The sequence below is a fragment of the Phaeovulum molybdatiresistens genome (assembly GCF_023544865.1).
Classification (GTDB): Bacteria; Pseudomonadota; Alphaproteobacteria; order Rhodobacterales; family Rhodobacteraceae; genus Pontitalea.
On sequence record NZ_JAMJFX010000011.1, the window covers coordinates 30,885 to 54,185 of the forward strand.

The following is a 23,301-nucleotide window of genomic DNA, read 5'->3' on the forward strand; positions in this document are numbered from 1 at the left end:
TCTAGCCCAGCTCGTGCACCCTGACCCCGTCGCCACAGACCGCGCGGGCGATATCGACGACATGGCGGTGATGGGTCAGGTAGATCGCCTGACCCGTCCGCCCGATCCGCGCCATCAGGCCACAGGCGGCGCGGGTGCGATCCTCGTCAAAGGTTTCAAAGATGTCGTCGCAGAAAAACGGCAGGCAGACGCCCTGCGCGGCCAGCTGTTCATAGGCCGCCGCCCGCAGCGCCAGATACAGCTGAAACCGTGTGCCCTTGGACATGTCCTGCGCCTGTTTCGCGCTGCCTGCGGCATCCACCGCCAGCAGGGTTTCGCCATTTCCCTGCGGCTGTGACATCAGCCGCGTGTAGGCGCCATTGGTCAGCGCGGCAAAGGCCTGTTCGGTGGCCTGCATCATGGTGCTGCGGTGGGCATCGCGATAGCGCCGGATCGCCTCATCCGCCAGCCGGTGGCCCAGATCCAGTTCCAGATAGCGCAGCGCCACATCCTCGATCTGCGCCTCCAGCGTGGCCTTGCGTTCGGTCAGCGCGGCCACGTCATTGTCGGCGGTGATCTGGCCCAGGTCATGCGCGGCGGTGCTGCGCGCCTCGATCGCCTGCGCCAGTTGGGTGTCGATCGCGTCAAGATCGGTGTCCAGCGTGGCGATGGTCGCGGCAAGGTCGGGGGCGGTGCAATCGGCGGTGGCCTGACGGGCGGCGGCCAGATCGGGCAGGCCAAGGCCCGCGCAGACCTGCCCCACCAGCGCGGCGCGGCGGCGGCGTTTTTCGATCACCTCTTGCGCGGTGGCCACGGCGCGGCGCAGGTCGGGCAGGGTGTCGGTGGGCACATGGGCGGGAAAGATCGCGCCCAGCCGCGCGACATCCTGCGCGATCAGGTCCAGCGCGCGCGCGGCATCGTCACGCGCCGCTGTCGCCTCGGCGATCGCCGTGCCCAGATCGGCATGCAGGGTTTCGGCCTGCTGCGCGGCCTCGGCCAGATCGTGCAGGGCGGCAAAGGCATCAGGCGCGGGGCCGGGGTCGATGTCATGGGCCCGGGCCAGCGCCGCGATGCGATCGGCAAAGTCCGCCTGATCGGCCTGCATCGCCCGGACCTGCCGGTCCGCGCCGATCCGCTGCAGATCCACCTCGCGCAGCGCCTGCAGCCCGTCAAAGCCCTGATCCAGCGCATCCGCATCCAGCGTCGTGCCGAAGAACCGGGTGACCAGCGCGGCCCAGTGGCCCGCCGCCGTATCCTGATCGCGGGCCAGATCGTCGCGCCGGGCGATCCGTCGGGCCAGTTCCGCGTCCAGATCGGCACAGGTGCGGTCGGCGGTGGCGCGCTGGGTTTCATGGGCCTGTTCCGCGCTGGCGATGGCCCGGGCCGCGGCGACCACCGCGTCGAAATCGGGGGTTTCCAGCGGCACATGCGGGGCCAGCGCATCCTGCAGGCGGGCGGCCTGATCCAGCACCGGGGCATGATCGGCAACGGCATGGTCCAGCAGGCGCTGTGCGCGCGCGGCCTCATCGCGTTTGCGCAGCCAGCCGGCCAGCGCGGGGGCGGTGATCGTTTCGGGCAGGCCCGCGGCACGGCCGGCATCGGCCACGGCGGCGTCCAGATCGCGCAGCGCGCCGTCCAGCGCGGCGGTCTGGTCCTGCGCCTGGCGCAGCTGTTCGGCCAATTCGGCCTGACGCAGCTGCATGTGGCGCAGCTGGCCCAGATCGGCCGCGCGCGCCAGACGGGCGGCGGCGGTGGCATCGACCTGCGCCATCTGCGCGGCAAAGGCATCGGCGGTGTCCGCCGTCAGCGCCGCGCGGTGGCGGGCCCACAGGTCATCGCGCTGCGCGATCTGCCGGGCGGCCGCGGCATCATCGGCAAGGCCCTGCCCGGTGGTGGCGCGTTCGATCTGCGCGCTCAGCGCGGCCAGTTCGTGTTGGCGCGCGGTCAATGCCTCACGCGCCAGCGCCAGGCGTTCGGTCAGGGCGCGGTGGCGGGTGCCCATATCCTCGGCCGTGTCGGTGGCCAGGGGGGCGGGGGGCAGGTGGTCAAAGGCCCGGTCGTGCAGGGCCAGCGCATCCAGCGCGTCACGCAGCCGCAGCCGGGCATCGGCGATGGCCCGGCAGGCGGCGGCGTGTTTTGGTGCCAGCGTATCGACGGAAAACCGCGCCAGAATGGCGCCAAGCCCGGTGGCCACCGGCGCGCCCGCATCCAGCGCGGCCAGCCGGGCGCGGGCCTGGTCCAGCCGCGTGGTGCAATCGGCGACCTCATCATTCGCGACGGTCGCCGCGCGCGCCGCCACATGCCGGGCATCGCGTGCGGCGGCCAGTTCGCCCAGCTGCGCCTGCGGCAGGACCAGCGCGACCGGGTCGGTGCCGTCATCCGCGCCCAGATCACGCGCGATCCGGGCCATCTGGTCCAGATGGTCCTGCACCGTCTTGCGCCGTCGGGGCAGGTCCTTGTCGGCGGTGGTGTGGCGGGCGCGCAGATCCGCCAGATCGGCCAGCTGGCGCCGCAGATCCAGCCGGTCGGGGTGGCGCGTGATCGCGGCGCGGCGCTGCGTCAGGTCTGCGATTTCGGCGCCCAGCCGGTCCAGATTGGCACGGGCGCGGGTCTGGCGGGTCAGCAGGTCAACCAGATCCTCGGGGTTGATGTCCAGATGGTCGGGGTAATCGGCATGGGGCGCCAGATCGGCCCCCAGCGCGCCGATTTCGGCCAGCAGCGGCAGCGCCGCGGCGCGGGCCGTTTCCTGCGCATGGCGGCGGCGCAGATCATCGCGGGCGGCGCGGATCGCGGCCTCGGCCTGGCGGGCGGTGTCGTGCGCATGGCGCAGCTTGCGCAGGGTGGCGGCGGGGATGTCGGCGGCCTTGATGCGCGCCTCAACCTCGGCCAGGTCCTTGCGCAGCTGGGCCAGTTCGGTGGTGCTGGCGCGCTTGCGATAAAGCGCATCGGCCTGCGCGCGGATCTGGTCCAGCACCCCGGTCAGGTCGCTGACGCCGGCGGCGGCGGAAAACAGCAGCCGCCCGATATCGCCCTTGCTGTTGGCAATATCCTGGCCGCCGCGTTCGATGGTGTCATCGTCAAGGCACAGAAGCTGGCGGTAATCCTCCTCGGCAAGACCACCCAGATGCGCCTGCAGGACCGCCTCGGGCAGGGGGGTGCCGGTGTCATCCAGCAACGACCCCGCCCGCGTCGGCAGCCGCGTGATCGCGCGGGGCTGGCCGTCGATATCCAGCACGCCCGACACCCGCAGGTTCTTGCGTTGATGCAGGAAGCCATAGGCATCCTGATGCGGAAACCCGTAAAGCAGCCGCAGAAAGGCCTCCATCGTGGTGGTCTTGCCGGCCTCATTCGGGCCATAGATCACGTGGAAGTCCGGCGCGCCGGGGTCGGGGCGGCCGAAATCATAGGTCTTGCCGGAAAAATGCCCGAACAGGTCCAGCGACAGGCGGCGCAGGCGCATCATTCCGCCGCCCCCTTCATCGCCGCCACGATCCGCGCGGCCCCCCGTTCGGCCAGGCGCTGGCCAAGGGTGGTGGCGCTGGCCTCATCCGGGATCAGCGCGGCGCGGCGGCTTGGGGGCAGTTCGGCCATCATCGCCTCGATCGTCGCGGTCAGCTCGGCCTGAAAGCCGGGTTCGTGGCGGATGGCATCCATCAACCGGCCCAGTTCATCCACCGCCGACAGCGCGGCGCCCCCGGCCTGGGGCGCGCGCAGGTCGAAGGCCATCTTCTCGACCCACAGGGTTCCGGTATCGCGCGCCGCGGCCCGCGCCAGTTCATTCCAGCTGTCCTGATCGCGCAGGATGTGCCACATCCGCGCGCTGGCCCCCGTCAGCGTCAGCCGCACCAGCCCCGCATCCGACCGCAGATCCCCCGCCAGCCCGCGCAAGCGCTCGCGCAGCTGCTGGCGGATCGCATCGTCGCGTTCAAGGCCGGTGACATCGACCACCAGATCCAGAAATTCCGCGGCCGAGGTCGGCACCTCATCCACCGCGATTTCCGACCCCTCAATGCGCAGCAGGCTGGCCGATTTCGGCCCCGCCTCGCCGATGTCGCGCCCCTGCGGGCAGCCGGGCATCACGATCCAGGGGCGGGTGGCGTGGATCTGGCGTTTATGCACATGCCCCAGCGCCCAATAGTCGAACCCCATCGCGGCAAGATCGGCCACCGAACAGGGCGCATAGATGTCATGCCCCGCCGCCCCCGCCAGTGAACTGTGCAGCATGGCGATGTTCACCGCGCCCGGCACCGGGGCGGGAAACTTGCCCAGCAGGCTTTCGGGGGCGTGGCGGCCGCTAAAGCTGACGCCGTGGATCCAGATCCCGGTATCGCCCAGCTGCACCTTGCCGCCGCGGCCATCGAAGACATGCACATTGTCGGGCAGGCTGGTTTCCCCGGTGATCGGGTTTTCGGCATCGTGATTGCCCTTGATGTAGAACACCGCGATCCCGGCGGCGCGCAGCCGGTCCAGCTGGCCGGTCAGCCAGGCGGCGGTCTTGGCGCTGCGTTCGGCCCCGTCGAACAGATCGCCCGCGATCAGCACCGCCGCCACGCCTTCGGCAAGGGCCGCATCGACGATCCGGCGCAGCGCGGTGCGGGTGGCGGTCTGCACCACCTCACGCAGATCCGCATCCCGCAGCGCCAGCGATTTCAGCGGCGAATCCAGATGAATGTCGGCGGTATGCAATATCTTGATCACGGCGGCCCCTGAAATTTCGCCGATGCTAGCAAGCCGGGGCGGAATACGGAACCGTTTGTGATGGCGGGGGCCGCGGGGCAATCGGGGTGCCCTGTGGCAAGGGCGGTTTCCCCCGCCGGTCCGCCGTGGCAGACTGGGCGCGCGGGGATGCATGGCCCGCGCGCCCGGACCGCTGTTCACGAAAGGCACGCCCGATGACCGACCGCTACACCACCGGCATGGCCACCCGCCGCCGCGTTCTGGGCGATGCCCATGTCGACCGGGCCGAGGCCGCGCGCACCGATCTTGACGCGCCGTTTCAAACCCTGATCACCGAGGCCGCCTGGGGCCATGTCTGGTCGCGTGACACGATTTCGCCCCGCGAACGATCCATGCTGACGATTGCCCTTCTGGCGGCGCTGGGTCAGGATGAGGAAATGGCCATGCATATCCGCGCCACCGCCAATACCGGCGCCACCGCGCAGGATGTGATGGAATCGCTGCTGCATGTGGCGATCTATGCCGGCGTGCCGCGCGCCAATCACGCGATCCGCATTGCCAAGCAGGTTTTCGCGGAAATTCAGCCCGCCCCTTGAAGGTGATCCCAGATGCCCGCAGCCCCCGCCGACAGCGCCCTTTATCGCGGTCTTTTCAGCGATGATGCCACCGCCGCCCTGTTCACCGACAGCGCCGAGATCCGCGCCATGCTGCTGGTTGAAGGGGCGCTGGCCCGGGTGCAGGGCGCGCTTGGCCTGATCCCGGCCCCGGCGGCGGCCTTCATCGACCGCGCGTCGCGCGAGGTGCAGATCGACCCCGCCGCGCTGGCCGCGGAAACGGCGGTGAACGGTGTGCCCGTGCCCGCGCTGGTGGCGGCGTTTCGCAAGGCGATGCAGGCGCCCGATCATGCGCAATACCTGCATTGGGGCGCCACAAGCCAGGACATCATGGATACCGCGCTGGCGCTGCGGCTGCGCCGGGTGCTGGCGCTGTGGGATGCGCGGCTGGGGGCGCTGGCGGCGGCGCTGGGGCAGCTGGCGCAGGACCATGCCGATCTGGCGATGGCCGCGCGCAGCTATGGCCAGATCGCCACGCCCACCAGCTTTGGCGCGGTGGTGGCGGGCTGGGGCCGGCCGATCCTGCGCCACCGGGCGCGGCTGGCGGAACTGGCGCCTTCGCTGGCGGTGGTGTCGCTGGGCGGGGCGGCGGGCACATTGGCGGCGATGGGGCCGCAGGGCGGCGCGGTGCGCGCGGGCCTGGCGCAGGCGCTTGGCCTGGCCGATCCGGGCCACAGCTGGCATGCCGAACGCGACCGGATCGGGGCGCTGGCGGGCTGGATGGCGGGGCTGACCGCCAGCCTTGGCAAGATGGCCGAGGATCTGATCCTGCTGTCGCAATCGGGCATTGCCGAGGTGCGGATTGCCGGGGCGGGCGGGTCATCGACCATGCCGCAAAAGGAAAACCCGGTGGGGCCATCCGCGCTGGTCGCGCTGGCGCGTCAGGTGGCGGCGCTGGCGGGCGCGTTGCAGGGCGCGGGCCTGCACCGCCAGCAACGCGACGGGGCGGCGTGGTTCGTGGAATGGCTGACCCTGTCGCAGGCCTGCATATCCACCGGGCGGGCGCTGGCGCTGGCGGTCGATCTGGCGGGCCGGTTGCGCCCCGATCCGGACGCCATGGCGCGCGGGCTGGCGGCGGGGGGCGGCGCGATCCATGCCGAAGCCTACAGCTTTGCGCTGGCGCGCCAGATGCCCCGGCCCCAGGCGCAGGCCCACATCACTGCGCTGTGCCAACAGGCGCTGGCGACGGGCCAGCCGCTGGCCGCGCTTGTCGCGCGCGACTTTCCCGATCTTGTCCTGCCGCCCGAAGGCACGCTGGGCACCGCCCCGGCCGAGGCCCGCGCCTTTGCCGTCGATGTGGCACAGGCCGCGCGCGCTAACCCGCCATCAGATCGCTGACCCCGGCGTGGATCAGCCGGATCGACAGCACCACCAGCACCACATCCAGCGCCAGCCGAAAGCGCCGGTCGTCGATCCGGTTCAGCAACAGCTTGCCCGCCATCGTGCCCGCCAGCCCCGCCAGGATCATCACCGCGATGAAGGGCAGCCAATGCACGAAGGCAAAGCCCAAAAGCCCGAATACCACCGTCTTCAGCCCGTGTTGCACCGTCATCAGCGCGGCATGGGTGGCCACATGGGAATGGCGCGGCAGGTTCTGCGCCTTGGTGAAGGTGGCCACGAACAGCCCCGTCGCGCCAAAGAACATCGTCAGAAAGGTTGACACCGCCCCCACCAGAATGGGCCAGTCGCGCACCCCGCGCGGCGGGCGACCCAGCACCGACCAGATCACAAAGCCGCCGATGCCGATCTGCACCCAGGCAGGCGGCAGGTTCACCACCACCATCCCCCCGCTGACCGCGCCCAGCACCGACCCCAGCGTGAAGGCGGGCAGCGCGGGCCAGAAGATATGGCCAAAGGTCAGCGCCGCCCGGCCCAGATTGGACCCGATCTGGATCACCCCATGCGTGGGGATCAGCGCGGCGGGCGGGACCAGCGTGGCCATCACCGCCAGCATCACCCCGCCGCCGCCAATGCCGAACGCCACCGTGATGAATGAGGCGACGAAACTGGTCGCCGCCAGGATCAGGAACACCAGATCGCCCATGCCTTCGGGCAGGAAGATCGACGGAATCATGCCCTTGCCCCCGGCGCCCGCGCCGCTAGGCTGGCGCCACCCCGGACGGAGCCCGCCCCATGCGCGTCGATTACCTTGGTCTTGAGGCCTTCGTGGCCATTGCCGATTACGGATCGTTCCAGCGCGCCGCCGAGGCGCTTCATCTTAGCCAGGCGGCGCTGTCGCATCGGCTGCGCAAGATCGAGGAAGATCTGGGCGCGGCCCTGCTGATCCGGTCCAGCCGCGAGGTGTCCTTGACCGCCGTGGGCCAGGGCCTGCTGCCCGAGGCCCGGGCGCTGCTGAAATCGCTGCAGGATGCCTATGAATCGGTGCGCACGGGCGCGCAGCGCAAGGCCAAGCGGCTGGCCTTTGCCTGCCTGCCCTCGATCGCCAATTCGGTGCTGCCCACGATCATGCAGCGCATGTCCGAACGCCGCCCCGCCATTGCCTTTGAACTGCTGGATATCCCCGTCGCCCGCATCGCCGAGGCGGTGCGCAGCGGCAATGCCGAATTCGGCCTGACGATCGTGTCGGTGGAACTGTCCGACCTGCGCCTGCGCCCGCTTGTCGAAGAGGATTACCGCCTGTTCGTGCATCACGATCACCCGCTGGCCGCGCGCAGCCATGTCACGCTGGAGGATCTGGTGGGTGTGAAACTGGCGCGGATTTCGTCGCAATCCAAGAACCGCCAGTTGCTGGATGTGGCCTTCGGTGAATTGCGCGATCAGATCCGCTGGCACTTTGAGGTGCAAAACGCCACCATGGCGATGCGCCTGGCCGCCCAGCAGGCGGCGATGACCATCCTGCCCGAAAGCGCGATCGCGATGGCGCCGGCGGCGCTGGTGTCGGTGCCGTTCCGGGGCGTGCGGCTGCAACGCACGCTGGGCATCGTGTCGCGCCGCGGTGTGCCGCTGTCGGACAATGCCGCCGAACTTCTGGGGCTGATCGAGTCCGAGATGATCCGGAATTTCCGCGCCCATGTCACGACAAGCCAGGACCGCCAGACCAGGCCGCGGGGTTGATCATGTCGGTGGGCGCGCCCGCGGCCCAGGCATTCACGATGGCAAAGATTTCGGTGAACTGGCGGTCCAGCTCTTCTTGCGTGACAAAACCCACATGCGGGGTGGGGATCACATGGGGATGGCCCAGCAGCGGATCGGCGGCATCCAGCACCGGCTCGCCGGGGAAGACATCCAGCGCGGCGCGCCCGATCCGCCCGGCATTCAGCGCGGCCAGGATTGCGCCCGGTTCAACCAGCCCCGCGCGGGATGTGTTCACCAGCACCGATCCGTGGCGCATCCCCATCAGATCGGCGGCGGTGATTTCGCCCCTGGTCGCGGGCATCAGGCGCTTGTGGATCGTCACCACGTCGGATGTGGCAAAGAATTCCGCGCGGCTTTCGGGCACGGTGACGCCATCGGCGCGGGCACGTTCGCGGCCCGTGTCCGACGCCCACACCTGCACCGGCATCCCGAAGGCGCGGGCGTAACCCGCCACCGCCCGCGCGATCCCGCCATAGCCATAAAGCCCCAGCACCTTGCCCGCGATGTTGCGCCCCAGCGGCGCGGCGCCCTGCCATTGGCCGGCGCGGGCCGAGGCGATCTGTTCGGGCAGATAGCGCAGCGCCGCGATGATCAGGCCAAAGGTCAGTTCCGCGGTCGATGTGGACGGCCCGTCCTTTGTCACCCGCGAACAGAACAGGATGCCCGCCCGGGTCAGCGCCTCGGCATCGACATGGCTGTGCTGGCCGCGCATCGCGATCAGGCGGGGGCCCTTCAGCCGCGCGGCAAGGCCCGCGGTGATCGGGCTGCGGTCGCGAAACAGCACCACCGCATCGGCGGGGGCAAGGCGGCGGGCCAACGCGTCCTCATCCGTCACGCGGTCGGTCCAGACGGTGACCTCATGCCCGGCAAGGGCGGCAAAGCATGGCAGGCCGCGCACCACGTCATACCAATCGTCAAGAATGTGAACCTTCACAGCAAACCCTCTGTATCGACGGGGTGTTCGGTGCCGGCATGCCCCCCCGGATGGGCGCGCCGGATGACGGGTGACACGATACGGTCGGACACCGCGAAATCCCAGATCGCGGCGCCGCCCGTGCGGGCGAAATCTGCCACCCGGGCGGGCAGGCTGTCCAGATCCGTGATCCGGTCCCCGGCGATGCCAAAGCCGCGCGCGATCGCGGCCAGATCGCTGCGGCCAAAGACGGCGCCGTCATCGGGCAGGCCTTCATCGCGCAGCTTGTGGATCTCGGACCCGTAGGCGCCATCGTTCAGCACGCAGATCAGGATGTTCAGCCCGTGGCGGCGGATGGTTTCCAGTTCCTGCAGATGCATCAGGATCGACCCGTCCCCGTCGCACAGCACCACCGTATCGCCGGGCCGCGCGGCGGCGACGCCCATGGCATAGGAAATCCCGTTCCCGATCGCGCCGAATTCGCGGATCGTCAGGAACTGTGACAGCGGCCGGTTCATATGGGCGAAGAAGAACGAACAATGGCCGGATGAATTGACCATCTGCCAATCCTGCGGCAGGGCCGCATCCAGCGCCGCGACCACATCGCGCGGGTCCAGCAGGCCCGGCTCGGGCGGAAAGCTGGCGGTGTCGGGGGCTGCGGTGGCGATGGCATGGGCCAGCCGGTCATTGCGCCAGCCGGGGCGCGGATGGGGCAGGGCGGTGGCCAGCGCCTCGGCCACCAGGCGGGCATCGCCGCGCAGATGATCGCTGGCCGCGACCATCCCCTGGCTGATGGCGCGCGGATCGGTGTCGATCTGGATGATCCGGGCGGCGGGGAACAGCTTGCCCCGGTCAAGGTTGTGCTGCGTCAGCTGGCAGCCGAAGGCCAGCACCAGATCGGCCTTGGCAAACAGCGCGCGCGCCAGCGGCGTGGAAAAGCCCCCCGCGATGCCCAGCGAAAAGGCATCGCCGTGAAACAGCCCCCGCGCGGGCAGGGTGGTGGCCAGCAGCGCGCCCAGCCGTTCGCCCAGGGCCCGGCAGGCCGCGCCCGCACCCGCAGCGGCGGCGCCAAGGCCGCCCATGATGACCACGCGTTCGGCCCGCGCGATCTCGGCGGCCAGACGCGCCAGATCGTCGGGATTGGGCGGCATCGGCGCCGGTTTCGGCAGGATGCTGGCCGAGGGCGCGGGCATCGGCGGCGCGGCCTCCAGCACCCGCGCCTGAAGGTCGAAGGGCACACCGATCACCACCGGGCAACGATCCTGCTGCGCCTCGACAAAGGCGTCGCGGATGTCCTGGGCCATGCGGGGGATGTGGTGCAGCGGGCGATAGCGCGCGCCGGTCGCGGTGACAAAGGGCGCCTGGTCGATGGCCTGGTTATACCAGGCGCTGGCCAGGGGCGCCTCGCCGGCGAAGATCACCATCGGAATGCGCGCGCGCACCGCAGCTGGCAGCGCGGTCAGCACCTGCGTTAGCCCCGGCCCGCAGGTGACCGTGGCGATGCCCACCTTGCCCGATTTGCGCGCATAGGCGGTGGCGGCGGCCACCGCGCAATGTTCGTGGCGCACATGGATCATGCGCACCCCGCGCATGGCCAGCGCCGTGGCCCAGTTCATATTGGCATCGCCCAGCAGGGCAAAGCAGGTATCGACCCCCTCGGCGGTGAAACAATCGGCAAGGGTTTCATAGACATGCAGCGCCATGACGGTTCCTTTGGCTGTTCCGGGGTGGCAGGGTTGGGGCGGCAGGGTTGCGGGGGCGTCAGGCGGGCGGGGCCCACAGGGTTGCGGGCACCATCACCTGGCCGCGCGCCAGCAGGCGGGCGGTGCGCACCACCCCGGCGGATCGCAGGTCGATCCCGCCATCGCGGCGGTCGAAATCGACCAGCACGTCAAAGGTGCCGGCGGGATGTTCGATGCCCACGGTAACGGGGCTTGCGCAATCGGCCAGCCCCTGCGCCAGCCCGTCGGCCACCGTGCCGGGCAGCATCGCACAGGCGGCGATGCATTGCGCGCCGGTGACCGCCATCGACGGGTGGCAGGCCCAGGGCATGAAATAGCGCGCGGTGATCGCCCCGCCGTGGCGCGGGGGCGCCAGCAGCGTGATCTTGGGCGTGACCGATTTCGACACATCGCCCAGCCCCATCCGTTCCCCGGCTTGCAGGCGGATCGCCTCAACCCGCGCGAAGAATGCGCGGTTGTCATCCAGCTCGGTCTGCGTTTCATAGCCGGTTAGCCCGAAATCGGCGGCGCGGGCCAGCATGACGGGCATCGCCACATCCATGCAGGTGACCTCGACCCCGTCGATCACGTCGCGCAGATTGCCAGTTGGCAACATCGCCCCGGTGACCGAGCCCACGGTTTCCATGAACCCAAGCGCGATCGGGGCGGCGGTGCCGGGCACGCCCGCAATCGCGAAATCACCCGCATAGCTGACCCGGCCGCCGGGGGTCTGCAAGCGCGCCTCGACCACGGCGCCGGTGTTGAGGGCATGGATGCGCACGCGGGTTTCGCCGTCCTGCGCGGGCACAAGGCCCATTTCGATCGCCGCGGGCCCCACCCCCACCAGGATGTTGCCGCAGGTGGGGCGGTAATCGACCTCGGGCTTGTCCACCGCGACCTGGGCAAAGAAATAATCCACATCGCAATCGGCGCGGGTCGATGGCGATAGCATCGCCACCTTGGTCGTCACCGCATTGCCGCCGCCGATACCGTCGATGTTCAGCGGATGGCCCGCGCCGATCGCGGCGATCAGCACCTGTGACAGGGCTTCCTGATCGGCGGGCAGATCGTCGCGCCGGAAATAGGGCCCGCGTGACGTGCCGCCGCGCAGGAACAGGTAGGGAATTGCCGTTTGCGTCATGGATATGCCCTATGTCAGTGGCCAGGGAAGCTCGATCAGGGTTTGCAGATAGCCGGGCGGCAGATCGCGCCCCAGCACCGCGGCCAGCCCCGAGATGAAGCCCAGCCCAAGGCCCGAGGCCAGGATCGTCCGGCCCCAGCCAAAGCGGCCGCGCAGGCGGAAGAAGGCCAGCAGGAAGATCGTCAGCGCCAGGAACAGGCCAAGCGCGAAGGTCATCACCACCAGCGCCACGAACCAGCCCAGCGTCGACCACAGGCCGTGGGGGGCCTGCCCCTCGGGGCCGCATTCCAGGTCGATGAACACATCGTCACCGGCAGGTTTGCGCAGCATCCGCGCCACCAGGATCAGCCCGCCCGCCAGCGTGACCAGCCCGATGGTCAGCGGGAAGATCTTGTCCTGCACCCGGCCCACGCCCCAGGCATCAAGGCAGGACACCGCCAGATAGGCCACGACGACGCCCAGGAAAATCGCCGGGGCGGTCTTGGTGCCGGTGGGGGCGTCGATGTTTTCGCGGATATGCTTGGCCGCGCGGATGCCCACGACGACCGACACCACGGTCAGCACCAAAAGCCCCACGGTGATCGGCGACAGCAGGTAATCCCAGCCCGCTTCAAAGGACCGGCGGAACCGGGCGCCGGCGATCTGATAGGCCTGATTGACGAAAATCTCGGTCTGGGTGGACAGCACAAAGCCGATCAGGAAGGCCGGGCGCGAGAAATCGAACCGGCGCAGCAAGACGCCCAGAATGCCGATGCCCACCAGCGCGGCCAGATCCAGCGCGGACTGGCGCGACTGAAAGGCGGCGAAGGCGATGATCATGAACAGATAGGGCGCGATGACGGTGAACCGGATCGTGGTCATCCGCGCGATGTATTTTGACAAGATGATGCACAGCCCCGCGCCAAAGACATTGGCCAGCGCCAGCGACCACACGATCGTATAGGTCACGTCCAGATTGTTGCGCACCATCTGCGGGCCGGGCGTCATGTTCAACAGCGCCAGACCGCCAAGGAAGATCGCCATCGACCCCGATCCGGGGATGCCGAAGATCAGCGTGGGCACCAGCCCGCCGCCCTCTTTGGCGTTGTTGGAACTTTCGGGCGCGATCACGCCGCGGATGTCGCCCTGGCCGAACTGTGACCGGTCCTTGGCGGTCTGCACCGCAGAGCCATAGGCCAGCCAGTCCACCACCGATCCGCCAAGGCCCGGGATCACGCCCACAAGCACCCCGATCGTGGCGCAGCGCATCGACAGCCATTTATGCGTCCACCAGTCGCGCACCCCCTGGACCCAGCCATCGCCCAGATTGCCGCCTTCGGAAATTGCCCGGTCCTGGCGCAGAAGTGACACGATTTCGGGGATCGCATAGATGCCAAGGCCCACGATCACCAGCTGAAAGCCATCGACCAGATAGGGCATGTCATAGGTGGACATGCGCAGGCTGCCGCCCGCGGGCGCGGCGCCGATGGTGCCCACCATCACGCCAAGGCCCGCCGCGACCACCCCTTTCAGGGGCACCCGCCCGGCCAGGATCGCCACCATCGACAGGCCCAGGATCGTGATCATCAACATCTCGGGCAGGCCGAAGGCCAGGATCAGCGGGCGCGCGATCAGGATGAAGAAGGTCAGCACGACCGCCCCGAACAGCCCCCCCGCCAGCGATGAGGCAAAGGCCGCCGACAGCGCGCGCGCGGCATGGCCCTGTTTCGACAGCGGAAAGCCGTCCAGCACCGTGGCCTGGCTGGCCGATGATCCGGGAATGCCCATCAGCACAGAGGAAAACGTGTCCGATGTGGGGATCACCGCGATCAGCCCGATCATCAGCGCCAGCCCCGAAACGGGTTCCATGCCGTAAAGGAACGGCAGCAGCAGCGCCAACCCCGCGATCCCACCCAGCCCCGGCAGAACGCCGATCGACAGGCCAAGCAGCACGCCGCCGATCAGATACAAAAGCTGCATCGGCTGGAATATCATGACAAACGCCTGGCCGAGGCTCGGCAAGGCTTGGGCAAGGGTGTCCACGGGCGGTCTCCGCTGGCTAGGATGGAACCGGACCCCCGCCCGGGAACCCGGGCAGGGGCGTCGCGTCAGGGACGGGTCAGTCCATCGTGATGCCGTAGTCCTCTTTCAGCCAGTCCAGCACATATTGCTTGGCCTCGGGGGTGATCGCGGTGGCCTGACGGGTCGCCTCGACGGCGGCGGCGCCGATCAGCTGGGGATAGACGCCCAGCACCTCGCCCGCCTCATCCATGAAACCGTCTGCCGTGGTGATCGCGCGCAGCGCCTCGGTGTAGGTATCGACCATCTCTTGCGAGGCCGAGGCCGGCAGGAAGATCGTCTTCTGGTTGGCGAAACCGGCGACGAAGAAGGCCTTGTAGGCATCCCAGGCGGTGCCTTCGGTTTCACAGACGGCGGTCGCCTCGCAGACTTCCTTGAAGCTGGGCAGGTCGGGGAAGGTCGGGTCGCGGACGATATTGCCCGCCTCATCCAGCGCCCCCCAGGTAAAGATCGGCACCGCCTGCCCGCCATCGACCAGCGGCTGAACGTTGGCGATATAGGCCGATGAGGTCTGATAATCGATATTCGCCTCGCCGCGTTCGAACATCAGACGCCCGCCGCCGCGCCCATCGACGCCAAAGACCGGATCGACCTGCAGGCCCAGCATCTTGAACGCCAGAAGCGGCACAAGGTCCAGCGTGGTGGCACCCTGGCTGCCATACAGATAGACCTCATCCTTCAGGTCATCCATGTCGCCATCGAACCGCGCGCCCAGATCCGGGGGCAGATAGACCACCCCGCCGGTGGCCGAGGCCAGGATCGGCTTCCAGTCGGCATATTCATAGCGCACGCGCGGATCGCCCAGCAGATAGGGGAATTTGGTCGACCCGGAATCGCCAAAGATCGTCAGGCCATCGCCCTTGTCCTGCTGGGTCTGGAACCAGTTGGCGCCCTCGGTCGACCCGGCTCCGGGGCGATAGCGCACCACGACGGTGGGATTGCCCGGCAGGGCCTGCGACAGGCGCGGGGCGTAGAAATTGGCCCATTGCCCCGATCCGCCCGATTCCGAGAACGGAATGGTGTATTCGACGGTCTGGCCGCCAAGGGATTGGGCCTGCACCGTTCCGGCAGCCGCGATCACGCCTGCGACGATGGTCGCGGCGATGGTTTTGTGGGTCATGCTTGATCCTCCCTATCAAGTCCCGTGTTGCCTGGGCTTCGGCCCCGGGGCCGGCTTGTGTTTCAGGCTGTTCCAAGACTTGTCAGCGGGTAGGGCACAAATCAAACGCATTTATAGAAACGTTAGTTGCAAAATATTCATGGATCACCCCGCGCCCCGCCGACAGGCCCGGAACCGGGGAAAATGCGGCATCTGCACCGCCCCGGCCTGCTGGCAATAGCCTGCGCTTATCCGCGCTGACGCGGTTCGGATTTGATCTGGCCCCGCCGGGGTGGCTTTGCTGGGGGTGATGAACATTGAAAGGACCCCCGCCATGAGCGATGCGAAAACCGCGCTTGTCATTTCCGCCCATGCCGCCGATTTCGTCTGGCGCTGCGGCGGCGCGATCGCGCTGCATGCGCAGATGGGCTACAAGGTCACCGTGGTCTGCCTGTCTTTCGGCGAACGGGGCGAAAGCGCCAAGCTGTGGAAACAGCCGGGCATGACCCTGCAGCGCGTCAAGGATGCCCGCCGCGCCGAGGCCGAACGCGCCGCCGAAGCGCTTGGCGTGCATGACCTGATCACCTTCGATCTGGGCGATTACCCGCTAGAGATGACGCGCGCCGACAAGGACCGGCTGGTCGGCGTGATGCGCGATGTGCAACCCGCCTTCATGCTAAGCCATTCGCAATACGACCCCTATAATTCCGATCACATGTATACCACGCAGGTGGTGCTGGAATGCCGATCCACCGCGCAGGCCTGGGGCCATAATCCGGGGCAAAAGGTGCTGGGCGCGCCGCAGCTTTATCTGTTCGAACCGCATCAGACCGAACAGATGGGCTGGAAGCCCGACACCTTCCTGGACATCACCCCTGTCTGGGACAAGAAGCGCGCCGCGATCGAATGCATGGAAGGCCAGGAACATCTGTGGGATTTCTACACCCGCGTGGCGCAGAACCGCGCCAACCATTTCACCCGCAATTCGGGCGGGCAGTCGGGCGGGCGGGGCTGCAAATATGCCGAAGGGTTCCAGTCGATCTTTCCGCGCACCGTGGATGAGCTTTGACATGGGTGTCGTGGTTCAGAACATTGCGCGCGCCCCGGCGGTGGTGATCGACGGGCTGGCGCGCGCGGGCGTCGCCACCGTGCATGAGGCGCAGGGCCGCAGCGGCTGTCTGCACAGCTACATGCGGCCGATCTATGCCGGGGCGCAGATCGCGGGGTCCGCGGTCACGATCAGCGCGCCGCCGGGCGACAACTGGATGGTGCATGTCGCCATCGAACAGCTGCAGCCCGGCGACATTCTGGTGCTGGCCCCGACAAGCCCCTGTGACAACGGCTATTTCGGCGATCTGCTGGCGACCAGCGCGATGGCGCGGGGTTGCCGGGGGCTGGTGATTGATGCGGGCGTGCGCGATGTGCGCGACCTGACGGCGATGGGCTTTCCGGTCTGGGCACGGGCGATCAGCGCGCAGGGCACGGTCAAGGAGACGCTGGGATCGGTCAACGTGCCCATCGTCTGCGCCGGTCAGGCGATTGTGGCGGGCGATGTGATCGTGGCCGATGATGATGGCGTGGTCGTGGTGCCCCGCGCCGATGCGGCGTCGGTTCTGGCCGCCGCCGAAGCGCGCCTTGCCGCCGAAGAGGCGAAACGCCAGCGGCTGGCGGCGGGGGAACTGGGCCTGGACATCTATGACATGCGCGCGCGGCTGGCGGCGAAGGGGCTGAAATATGTCTGACGCGGCCTGCCCGGATGGCGATGGCATCCCCTGCCTGTGGATGCGCGGGGGCACATCGAAGGCTGCGGTGTTTCTGGCCCGCGACCTGCCCGCCGATCCGGACGCGCGCGATGCGCTGTTGCTGCGTGTCATGGGCAGCCCAGATCCGCGCCAGATCGACGGGATCGGGGGGGGTGATCCGCTGACCTCGAAGGTGGCGATCCTGTCGCCGCCCAGCCGCGATGATGCCGATGTGGATTACCTGTTCCTGCAGGTCTTTGTCGATCAGGCGCGGGTGTCGGCGGCGCAGCCCTGCGGCAATATTCTGGCCGCTGTCGGCCCTGCGGCGATCGAACGCGGGCTGGTGGCGGCGGTGCCGGGCGAAACCGCGGTGCGCATCCATCAGCTGAATTCCGGCGAACTGGCGCTGGCGCGGGTGCAGACCCCGGGCGGGCGCGTGTGTTATGCCGGCGCGGCGCGGATTGACGGGGTGCCGGGGCGTCATGCCGCCGTGCCGCTGATGTTTCGCAACATCGCGGGCGCGATGTGCGGGGCGCTGCTGCCCACGGGGCGGGCCTGCGATGACATTGACGGCGTGCCCTGCACCCTGATCGACAATGGCATGCCCGTGGTGGTGATGCCCGCCGCCGCCTTCGGCCTGACCGGGGCCGAGGATCGCGACACGATCGAGGCGATGGCCCCGGTCAAGGCCCGGATCGAGGCGATCCGCCTGAAGGCCGGGCCGATGATGGGGCTGGGCGATGTTGCCGCCCAATCGGTCCCCAAGATGACGCTGGTATCGCCGCCCCGCCAGGGCGGTGCGATTGCCACGCGCAGCCTGATCCCGCATCGGGTTCATGCCTCGATCGGGGTGCTGGCGGCGGTCAGCGTGGCCAGCGCCTGCCTGATGCCCGAAAGCCCCGCCGCGCAGGTGGCGCAGCTGCCCGGCGACGGGCGGTTCCGGGTGGAACATCCCACCGGCGCGGCCGAGGTGTTGCTGGACATCGCCGCCGATGGCACGGTCGCGGGGGCGGGCACCTTGCGCACCGCGCGCAAGCTGTTTGACGGGCGCGTTTTTCCGGCGCCGGAAACCCAAGATGCGCCACAGGGCTAGGGCGCGGCCTGCGCGGCCAGGGGGTGGTGGACGGCGGCGGCAAACTGGGCCAGATTGCCGCGAACCCGGCGCCCCGCCCCGATCCCGAAGGACATGATCTTGCCCGACCCGCTTCGCATAGCGCTGGCCCTTGCCATCGGAACGGCGGGGGGTGCGGCGTTTTTCGCGCTGTCGCTGCCCTTGCCCTGGATGCTGGGCGCGCTGTTTGCCACGATGGCGGCGGCGGTGCTGCGCGCGCCGGTCAAGGGGCCCGACGGCATCCGGCCCTGGGTGGTGGCGGTGATCGGCGTGCTGCTGGGGTCGCGCTTCACGCCCGATGTTCTGGCGCAGGGGCAGGTCTGGCTGGGCACGGTGGCGGTGTTGATGGGCTATGTGGTGGCGGTGGCGCTGACCATCGTGCCGTTCTACCGCTATGCCGGGCGGCTGGACTGGACCACATCCTATTTCGCCGGCATGCCCGGCGGCCTGACCGAGATGATCGAGATTGGCGAGGCCGCCGGCGCCAAGGTGCCCCCGGTGATCCTGGCCCACAGCCTGCGCATCGTGGCCACCATCGCGCTGATCGCGGTGTGGTTTCGCGTGGTGCAGGGGCAGGCGGCGGTGGGCGCGCCGATGGGGGCGACCAGCGCGATCACCGCGGTCGATGCGCTGGTGCTGTTGGGCAGCGCGGTGCTGGGCATCTGGCTGGGCAAGCGGCTGCGGTTTCCGGCACCCACCTTCCTGGGGCCGCTGGCGCTGTCGGCGGCGGTGCATCTGGCGGGGGTGACGGAAAGCGCGCCGCCGACGTTGCTGGTCAATGCGGCCCAGGTGATGCTGGGCACGGTGCTGGGCTGCCGGTTTCGCGGCATCGGCACCGCCACGCTGGCCCGCGCCGGGGTGCTAAGCGTGATTGCCACGGCGCTGACGCTGGTTCTGGCCTATGGCACGGGGCTGGTGATGGGCCGCTTTGCGGGGGTGGGCATGGAACAGGCGGTTCTGGCCCTGGCCCCCGGCGGGTTGACCGAAATGGGGCTGATCGCGATGGCGATCGGGGCGGATGTGGCCTTTGTGGCGCTGCATCACGTCGCGCGCATCCTGTTCGTGATCATGGTCGCGCCGCTGGCCTTCCGGTTGCTGCGGCGCTGAGCGGGCGCATTTCCCCTGCGACAATTTGGCCCGACAATGGTTGACTTAAATACTCGGCATTAGTATCGCCTGCCGAACGGCAGCCATTCTCATCCCTGAGATCAGCCACCGCGCTGAACAGTCAAAAATCCACAAGACTTTCTAAAGGGACGAGAAATGTCGATGAAAATGACTGCCTCGCTGAGGCAGCCGGGCCTGCATGGCGCAGGCCTGCCCGCACGCAACAGCCTTGCATTGGCCACCGTCGCGGTGATGGGAACCGCCGCGCCGGTCGCCGCGCAAGATGTCATCACCCTGCCCACGCTGGAGGTGGAAACCGCCGCCCCCGAACAACCCGTCGTGGTGCGCAAGCGCCGCGTGACGGCGGCGCCCGCCGCGCCCAGCCCCGCGCCAGAACCGGCGCCGGTGGTCGAGGCGCCCCAGGGCCCGGTCGCCGGGGCAGGGGGGCTTTCGCCCTATGCCGACCCCAATGCCGGGTATCGCGCCGTGACCTCGGGCAATTCCCTGCTGGGTCAGCCGCTGTCACAGACCGCGCGCACGGTGACTGCGATCACCGCCGAGGTGCTGGCCGACAAGAACGCCACCTCGGTCCGGGAACTGGCGCGCACCACGCCGGGGCTGACGCTGGGCACGGGCGAGGGCGGCAATGCCTTTGGCGACGTGCTGTATATCCGCGGTTTCAAGGCCACCAATGACGTCTATATCGATGGTGTGCGCGACGCGGGTGCGGCGCTGCGCGAGACGTTCAACACCGAACAGGTGGAAATCACCAAGGGGCCGTCGGGGTCGATCGCCGGGCGCGGCACCACGGGCGGCGCGGTCAACGTGGTCACCAGGAAACCGCAGGCCGAGGATTTCGTGAAGACCGAAACCACGTTGGGCCTGAACGCGCTGGCACGCCAGACGGTCGACTGGAACAAGGTCTGGAATGATCGCTTCCGCACCCGCATTGGCGCGATGGCGCAGACGGGCAAGGTCGCGGGCCGCAACGGGATTGAGGATGACCGGCTGGGCCTGTCGCTGGCAGCGGAATATGACGCCAGCGATCGGCTGAAGCTGACGCTGGATGCCTATCACCTGGAGATGACCGGCACGCCGGACTGGGGCATCCCGTGGATCAACGGCGGTCCCGCGACGGAAACGATCGGGCTGGACCGCGACACGACCTACACGGTCGAGGGCCGCGATTTTCAGGACGGGTTCCAGGACATCGCCACCCTTGGCCTGCGCTATGACATCAGCCCCGATGTGGCGCTGACCAACCGCACGCGCGTTGGGCGGACGGGCATCGACTATGTCGTCTCGGTGCCGTCGGGGGCGACGCTGGTGGGGGACGACTGGATCCTGTCGAACCTGTCGGCGAAATCCACGCGTCAGATCAATCGCACGCTGTCGAACACCACCGAGCTGTCCTTTGGCTTTGACACCGGGGCGGTGAAGCACAGCTTGGTCGCAGGCTTTGCCGTCTCGCGTGAGGAAATCACGCAGCTGGGCTATGCCGGCGCCCTGTCCGAGGATTTCGGCGGCGTCAGCGGCAGTTCCTGCCGGGATCTGGTGTCTGTGGTGAACCCGGACACCTCGGTTTGCTGGCCCGCGGGGTCAACGCTGACGCTGTCCTATACCCCCCGCGTCACCAAGGTGGATACCGTGTCGCTTTACCTGACCGACACGATGGCGCTGTCCGAAAAGCTAAGCCTGAATCTGGGCCTGCGGCTGGATGATTACGACATTACCCGCACGGGCGGCGCGGGTGAGGCCGCATACCGCTATGCCCGCCAGGACACGCTGTTCACCTGGAACGCGGGGCTGACCTACAAGCTGAACGATCAGGGCATGGTCTATCTGGCCTATGCGACCTCGGCCAACCCGATGGGGCAGGAACTGGATGCGGGGGGCGGTGCCTATTCGGGCCTGGATGAGGCCAGCCAGCTGTTGGACCCGGAAGAAAACCGCTCGATCGAATTGGGCACGAAATGGGATCTGGGGCATCTTGGCCTGACGGCGGCGGCGTTCCAGACCACGAAATCCAATGCGCGCGAAACCCTTGGGCGGGGCGATGCGGCGGTGACCCTTGCCACCGGAAAATACCGGGTGCGGGGGATCGAACTGGGCATCGCGGGCAAGGTGATGGATCGTCTGTCGCTGTATGGCGCTGCGACCTGGATGGACAGCAAGGTGCTGGCGAGCGCTGTGGCTGGCGATATCGGCAAGGAACTGGCCAATACCGCGCACAAGCAGTTCAACCTGCTGGCGCAGTATCAGCTGACCGAGGCCTGGACCATCGGCGGGCAGGCCACCTGGAACGGCGGCCAGAACCTTGGGTCGATGGCGGCCAATGGCAACACGCTGCCGGCCTATTGGCGGCTGGATGCGATGGCCGAATACGACCTGGGCAATGACCGGGTGCTGTCGATGCGCGTCGATAACCTGCTGGACGAAACCTATTACGACACGGCCTATCGGTCGGGATCGCCCTTCGTCTATGTCGCGCCGGGGCGGACGGCCTCGGTCACCCTCAGCATGAAGTTCTGAAACACCGCCCGGGCGGCATTGCCCGGGCCATTCAAGGAGCAGCCAGATGCTGATCACCATTCCCGACATCCTGACCCGCGACCAGGTCGCAGCCATCCGCGCCACGCTGGACGCCGCCGACTGGCAGGACGGCCGCCACACCGCCGGGCCGCAATCGGCGGAAATCAAGCGCAATGCGCAGATCCCGCTGAACAGCCCCGTTCTGCCCGATCTTCAGGCCCGCCTGATCGGCGCGCTGACGGCGCATCCGGTTTGGGTTTCGGCGGCGCTGCCCGCGCAGATCCTGCCGCCGATGTTCAACCGCTATGAGGGCGGGCAGACCTTTGGCACGCATGTGGACAATGCGATCCGCGTGATCCCCGGCGCGGGGCGGCAGATCCGCACCGATGTGTCCTGCACGCTGTTCCTGTCGGACCCCGAAGATTACGACGGGGGCGGGCTGATCGTCGAAGGCCATTATGGCGCGCAGACGGTCAAGCTGTCGGCCGGGGCGGCGGTGGTCTATCCCGCGACCTCGTTGCATCAGGTGACGCCGGTGACGCGCGGGGCCCGGGTGGCCAGCTTCTTCTGGGTCCAGTCGATGGTGCGCGATGCCCAGCGGCGCGAGATGCTGTTCGATCTGGACCAATCCATTCAATCGCTGGGCGCGGAACTGGGCGCCAATGCGCCCGACGTGCTGCGTCTGACCGGGATTTACCACAACCTGATCCGCCAATGGGCCGAGGTGTGACATGGCCGCTGCGAACGATGTTCTGATTTCCACGTTGCGCGACTGGGGCCTGCCTGCGCTGGCCGACCGGCTGGCCGCCGCCGATGCATCCGATGCGCTGACGCCGCTGGCGATGTTCATGGATGCCGATTGGGTGGTGAAATCGGTGATGCTGGGGCTGGGCGTGGCCTCGGTTCTGGTCTGGGCGATCTGGGCGGGCAAGCTGGTGCAGATCGCGCGCGCCTCGTCCCGGATCGGGCGCGATTACCGGCGGCTGACGGGGCATGGCCGCCTGGGCGCGGCGCCGGCACCCAGGGGCGAGCTGGGCCGGATGCAGGCCGCGACCCTGGCCGAGATTGCGGCATCCACCGGCCTGCCCGCCGCGGGCGTCAAGGACCGCGTCGCGATGGAATTGACGCGGATCGAGGGCGGGGCCGCGCGGGCGATGCAATCTGGGGTGACGGTGATCGGATCCGTCGGGTCCACCGCGCCCTTCATCGGGCTGTTCGGCACGGTCTGGGGCATCATGAATGCCTTTGTCGGCATCGCGGCCAGCGGCACCACGAACCTTGCCGTTGTCGCCCCCGGCATTGCCGAGGCGTTGCTGGCCACCGCCATCGGCCTTGTCGCGGCGATCCCGGCGGTGCTGCTGTTCAACCACCTGACCCGCGCCATTGGCGGCTATCGGGCGCGGCTGGGCGATGCGGCGGCACTGGTGGAACGGACCCTGTCGCGCGATCTGGACCGTGCGGCGCAGGCCGCGCCGGATGGCGCCGATGTCATCCCCCTGGCGGCGGAGTAA

The 23,301-nt window shown here is 68.5% G+C and carries 18 protein-coding genes; 10 read left to right on the forward strand and 8 right to left on the reverse strand.

Annotated features, from left to right (window positions below; all coding sequences use genetic code 11):
* Position 1: 1 nt before the first annotated feature.
* Positions 2 to 3,442, reverse strand: coding sequence for a YhaN family protein (locus MXB90_RS09515; protein ID WP_250043982.1), 3,441 nt, complete (start codon positions 3,440 to 3,442; stop codon positions 2 to 4).
* Positions 3,439 to 4,677, reverse strand: coding sequence for a metallophosphoesterase family protein (locus tag MXB90_RS09520; RefSeq protein ID WP_250043984.1), 1,239 nt, complete (start codon positions 4,675 to 4,677; stop codon positions 3,439 to 3,441). The genes MXB90_RS09515 and MXB90_RS09520 overlap by 4 nt, the downstream gene beginning before the upstream one ends.
* A 194-nt stretch (positions 4,678 to 4,871) precedes the next feature.
* Here MXB90_RS09520 and pcaC point away from each other — a divergent pair, with 194 nt between their 5' ends.
* Complete coding sequence (gene pcaC / locus MXB90_RS09525; RefSeq protein ID WP_250043986.1) at positions 4,872 to 5,252, forward strand: 4-carboxymuconolactone decarboxylase; 381 nt, start codon at positions 4,872 to 4,874, stop codon at positions 5,250 to 5,252.
* Between the two features lie 12 nt (positions 5,253 to 5,264).
* The gene (locus tag MXB90_RS09530) at positions 5,265 to 6,608 is read left to right on the forward strand and encodes a lyase family protein (protein ID WP_250043988.1); all 1,344 of its coding nucleotides are present in this window, start codon (positions 5,265 to 5,267) and stop codon (positions 6,606 to 6,608) included.
* Here the strand turns inward: MXB90_RS09530 and MXB90_RS09535 are convergent.
* Complete coding sequence (locus tag MXB90_RS09535; RefSeq protein WP_250043990.1) at positions 6,586 to 7,344, reverse strand: sulfite exporter TauE/SafE family protein; 759 nt, start codon at positions 7,342 to 7,344, stop codon at positions 6,586 to 6,588. The genes MXB90_RS09530 and MXB90_RS09535 overlap by 23 nt on opposite strands.
* Before the next feature lie 59 nt (positions 7,345 to 7,403).
* Between MXB90_RS09535 and MXB90_RS09540 the strand changes: the two genes are divergently transcribed.
* Positions 7,404 to 8,345 (forward strand): LysR family transcriptional regulator, encoded by a 942-nt coding sequence (locus MXB90_RS09540; protein WP_250043991.1) that lies wholly within the window; start codon positions 7,404 to 7,406, stop codon positions 8,343 to 8,345.
* On the opposite strand, the gene MXB90_RS09545 is transcribed toward MXB90_RS09540, so the two are convergent.
* The 5 genes from MXB90_RS09545 to MXB90_RS09565 form a co-directional block, all read right to left on the reverse strand.
* Entirely contained in the window at positions 8,305 to 9,300 is a 996-nt protein-coding gene (locus tag MXB90_RS09545; protein WP_250043992.1) for a D-2-hydroxyacid dehydrogenase family protein, read from the reverse strand. The genes MXB90_RS09540 and MXB90_RS09545 overlap by 41 nt on opposite strands.
* A complete protein-coding gene (locus MXB90_RS09550) occupies positions 9,297 to 10,982 on the reverse strand; it encodes a thiamine pyrophosphate-binding protein (RefSeq protein WP_250043993.1) in 1,686 nt (561 codons plus the stop codon). Before MXB90_RS09550 ends, MXB90_RS09545 begins: the two co-directional genes overlap by 4 nt.
* A gap of 58 nt (positions 10,983 to 11,040) precedes the next feature.
* Positions 11,041 to 12,141, reverse strand: coding sequence for a 4-oxalomesaconate tautomerase (locus tag MXB90_RS09555; RefSeq protein WP_250043994.1), 1,101 nt, complete (start codon positions 12,139 to 12,141; stop codon positions 11,041 to 11,043).
* 9 nt (positions 12,142 to 12,150) lie between these two features.
* Positions 12,151 to 14,115 carry a tripartite tricarboxylate transporter permease gene (locus tag MXB90_RS09560; protein ID WP_250043995.1) on the reverse strand — a complete coding sequence of 655 codons (1,965 nt, stop codon included), beginning with the start codon at positions 14,113 to 14,115 and terminating at the stop codon, positions 12,151 to 12,153.
* Between the two features lie 124 nt (positions 14,116 to 14,239).
* Positions 14,240 to 15,319 (reverse strand): type 2 periplasmic-binding domain-containing protein, encoded by a 1,080-nt coding sequence (locus tag MXB90_RS09565; protein WP_250043996.1) that lies wholly within the window; start codon positions 15,317 to 15,319, stop codon positions 14,240 to 14,242.
* A gap of 313 nt (positions 15,320 to 15,632) precedes the next feature.
* Between MXB90_RS09565 and MXB90_RS09570 the strand changes: the two genes are divergently transcribed.
* The 7 genes from MXB90_RS09570 to exbB all read left to right on the forward strand — a co-directional run bounded on the left by MXB90_RS09570 (position 15,633) and on the right by exbB (position 23,301).
* Positions 15,633 to 16,367: a PIG-L deacetylase family protein gene (locus MXB90_RS09570; protein WP_250043998.1), complete on the forward strand. Its 735-nt coding sequence runs from the start codon at positions 15,633 to 15,635 to the stop codon at positions 16,365 to 16,367.
* 1 nt (position 16,368) lies between these two features.
* Complete coding sequence (locus MXB90_RS09575; RefSeq protein ID WP_462982274.1) at positions 16,369 to 17,040, forward strand: 4-carboxy-4-hydroxy-2-oxoadipate aldolase/oxaloacetate decarboxylase; 672 nt, start codon at positions 16,369 to 16,371, stop codon at positions 17,038 to 17,040.
* Entirely contained in the window at positions 17,033 to 18,133 is a 1,101-nt protein-coding gene (locus MXB90_RS09580) for a 4-oxalomesaconate tautomerase (RefSeq protein ID WP_250044002.1), read from the forward strand. The genes MXB90_RS09575 and MXB90_RS09580 overlap by 8 nt, the downstream gene beginning before the upstream one ends.
* A gap of 99 nt (positions 18,134 to 18,232) precedes the next feature.
* Complete coding sequence (locus MXB90_RS09585) at positions 18,233 to 19,258, forward strand: AbrB family transcriptional regulator (protein ID WP_250044004.1); 1,026 nt, start codon at positions 18,233 to 18,235, stop codon at positions 19,256 to 19,258.
* A gap of 156 nt (positions 19,259 to 19,414) precedes the next feature.
* Positions 19,415 to 21,790, forward strand: coding sequence for a TonB-dependent receptor (locus MXB90_RS09590; protein WP_250044006.1), 2,376 nt, complete (start codon positions 19,415 to 19,417; stop codon positions 21,788 to 21,790).
* A 46-nt stretch (positions 21,791 to 21,836) separates the two neighbouring features.
* Positions 21,837 to 22,520, forward strand: a complete 684-nt coding sequence (locus tag MXB90_RS09595) for a Fe2+-dependent dioxygenase (protein ID WP_250044008.1) — start codon at positions 21,837 to 21,839, stop codon at positions 22,518 to 22,520.
* 1 nt (position 22,521) lies between these two features.
* Positions 22,522 to 23,301 carry a tonB-system energizer ExbB gene (gene exbB, locus MXB90_RS09600; RefSeq protein WP_250044011.1) on the forward strand — a complete coding sequence of 260 codons (780 nt, stop codon included), beginning with the start codon at positions 22,522 to 22,524 and terminating at the stop codon, positions 23,299 to 23,301.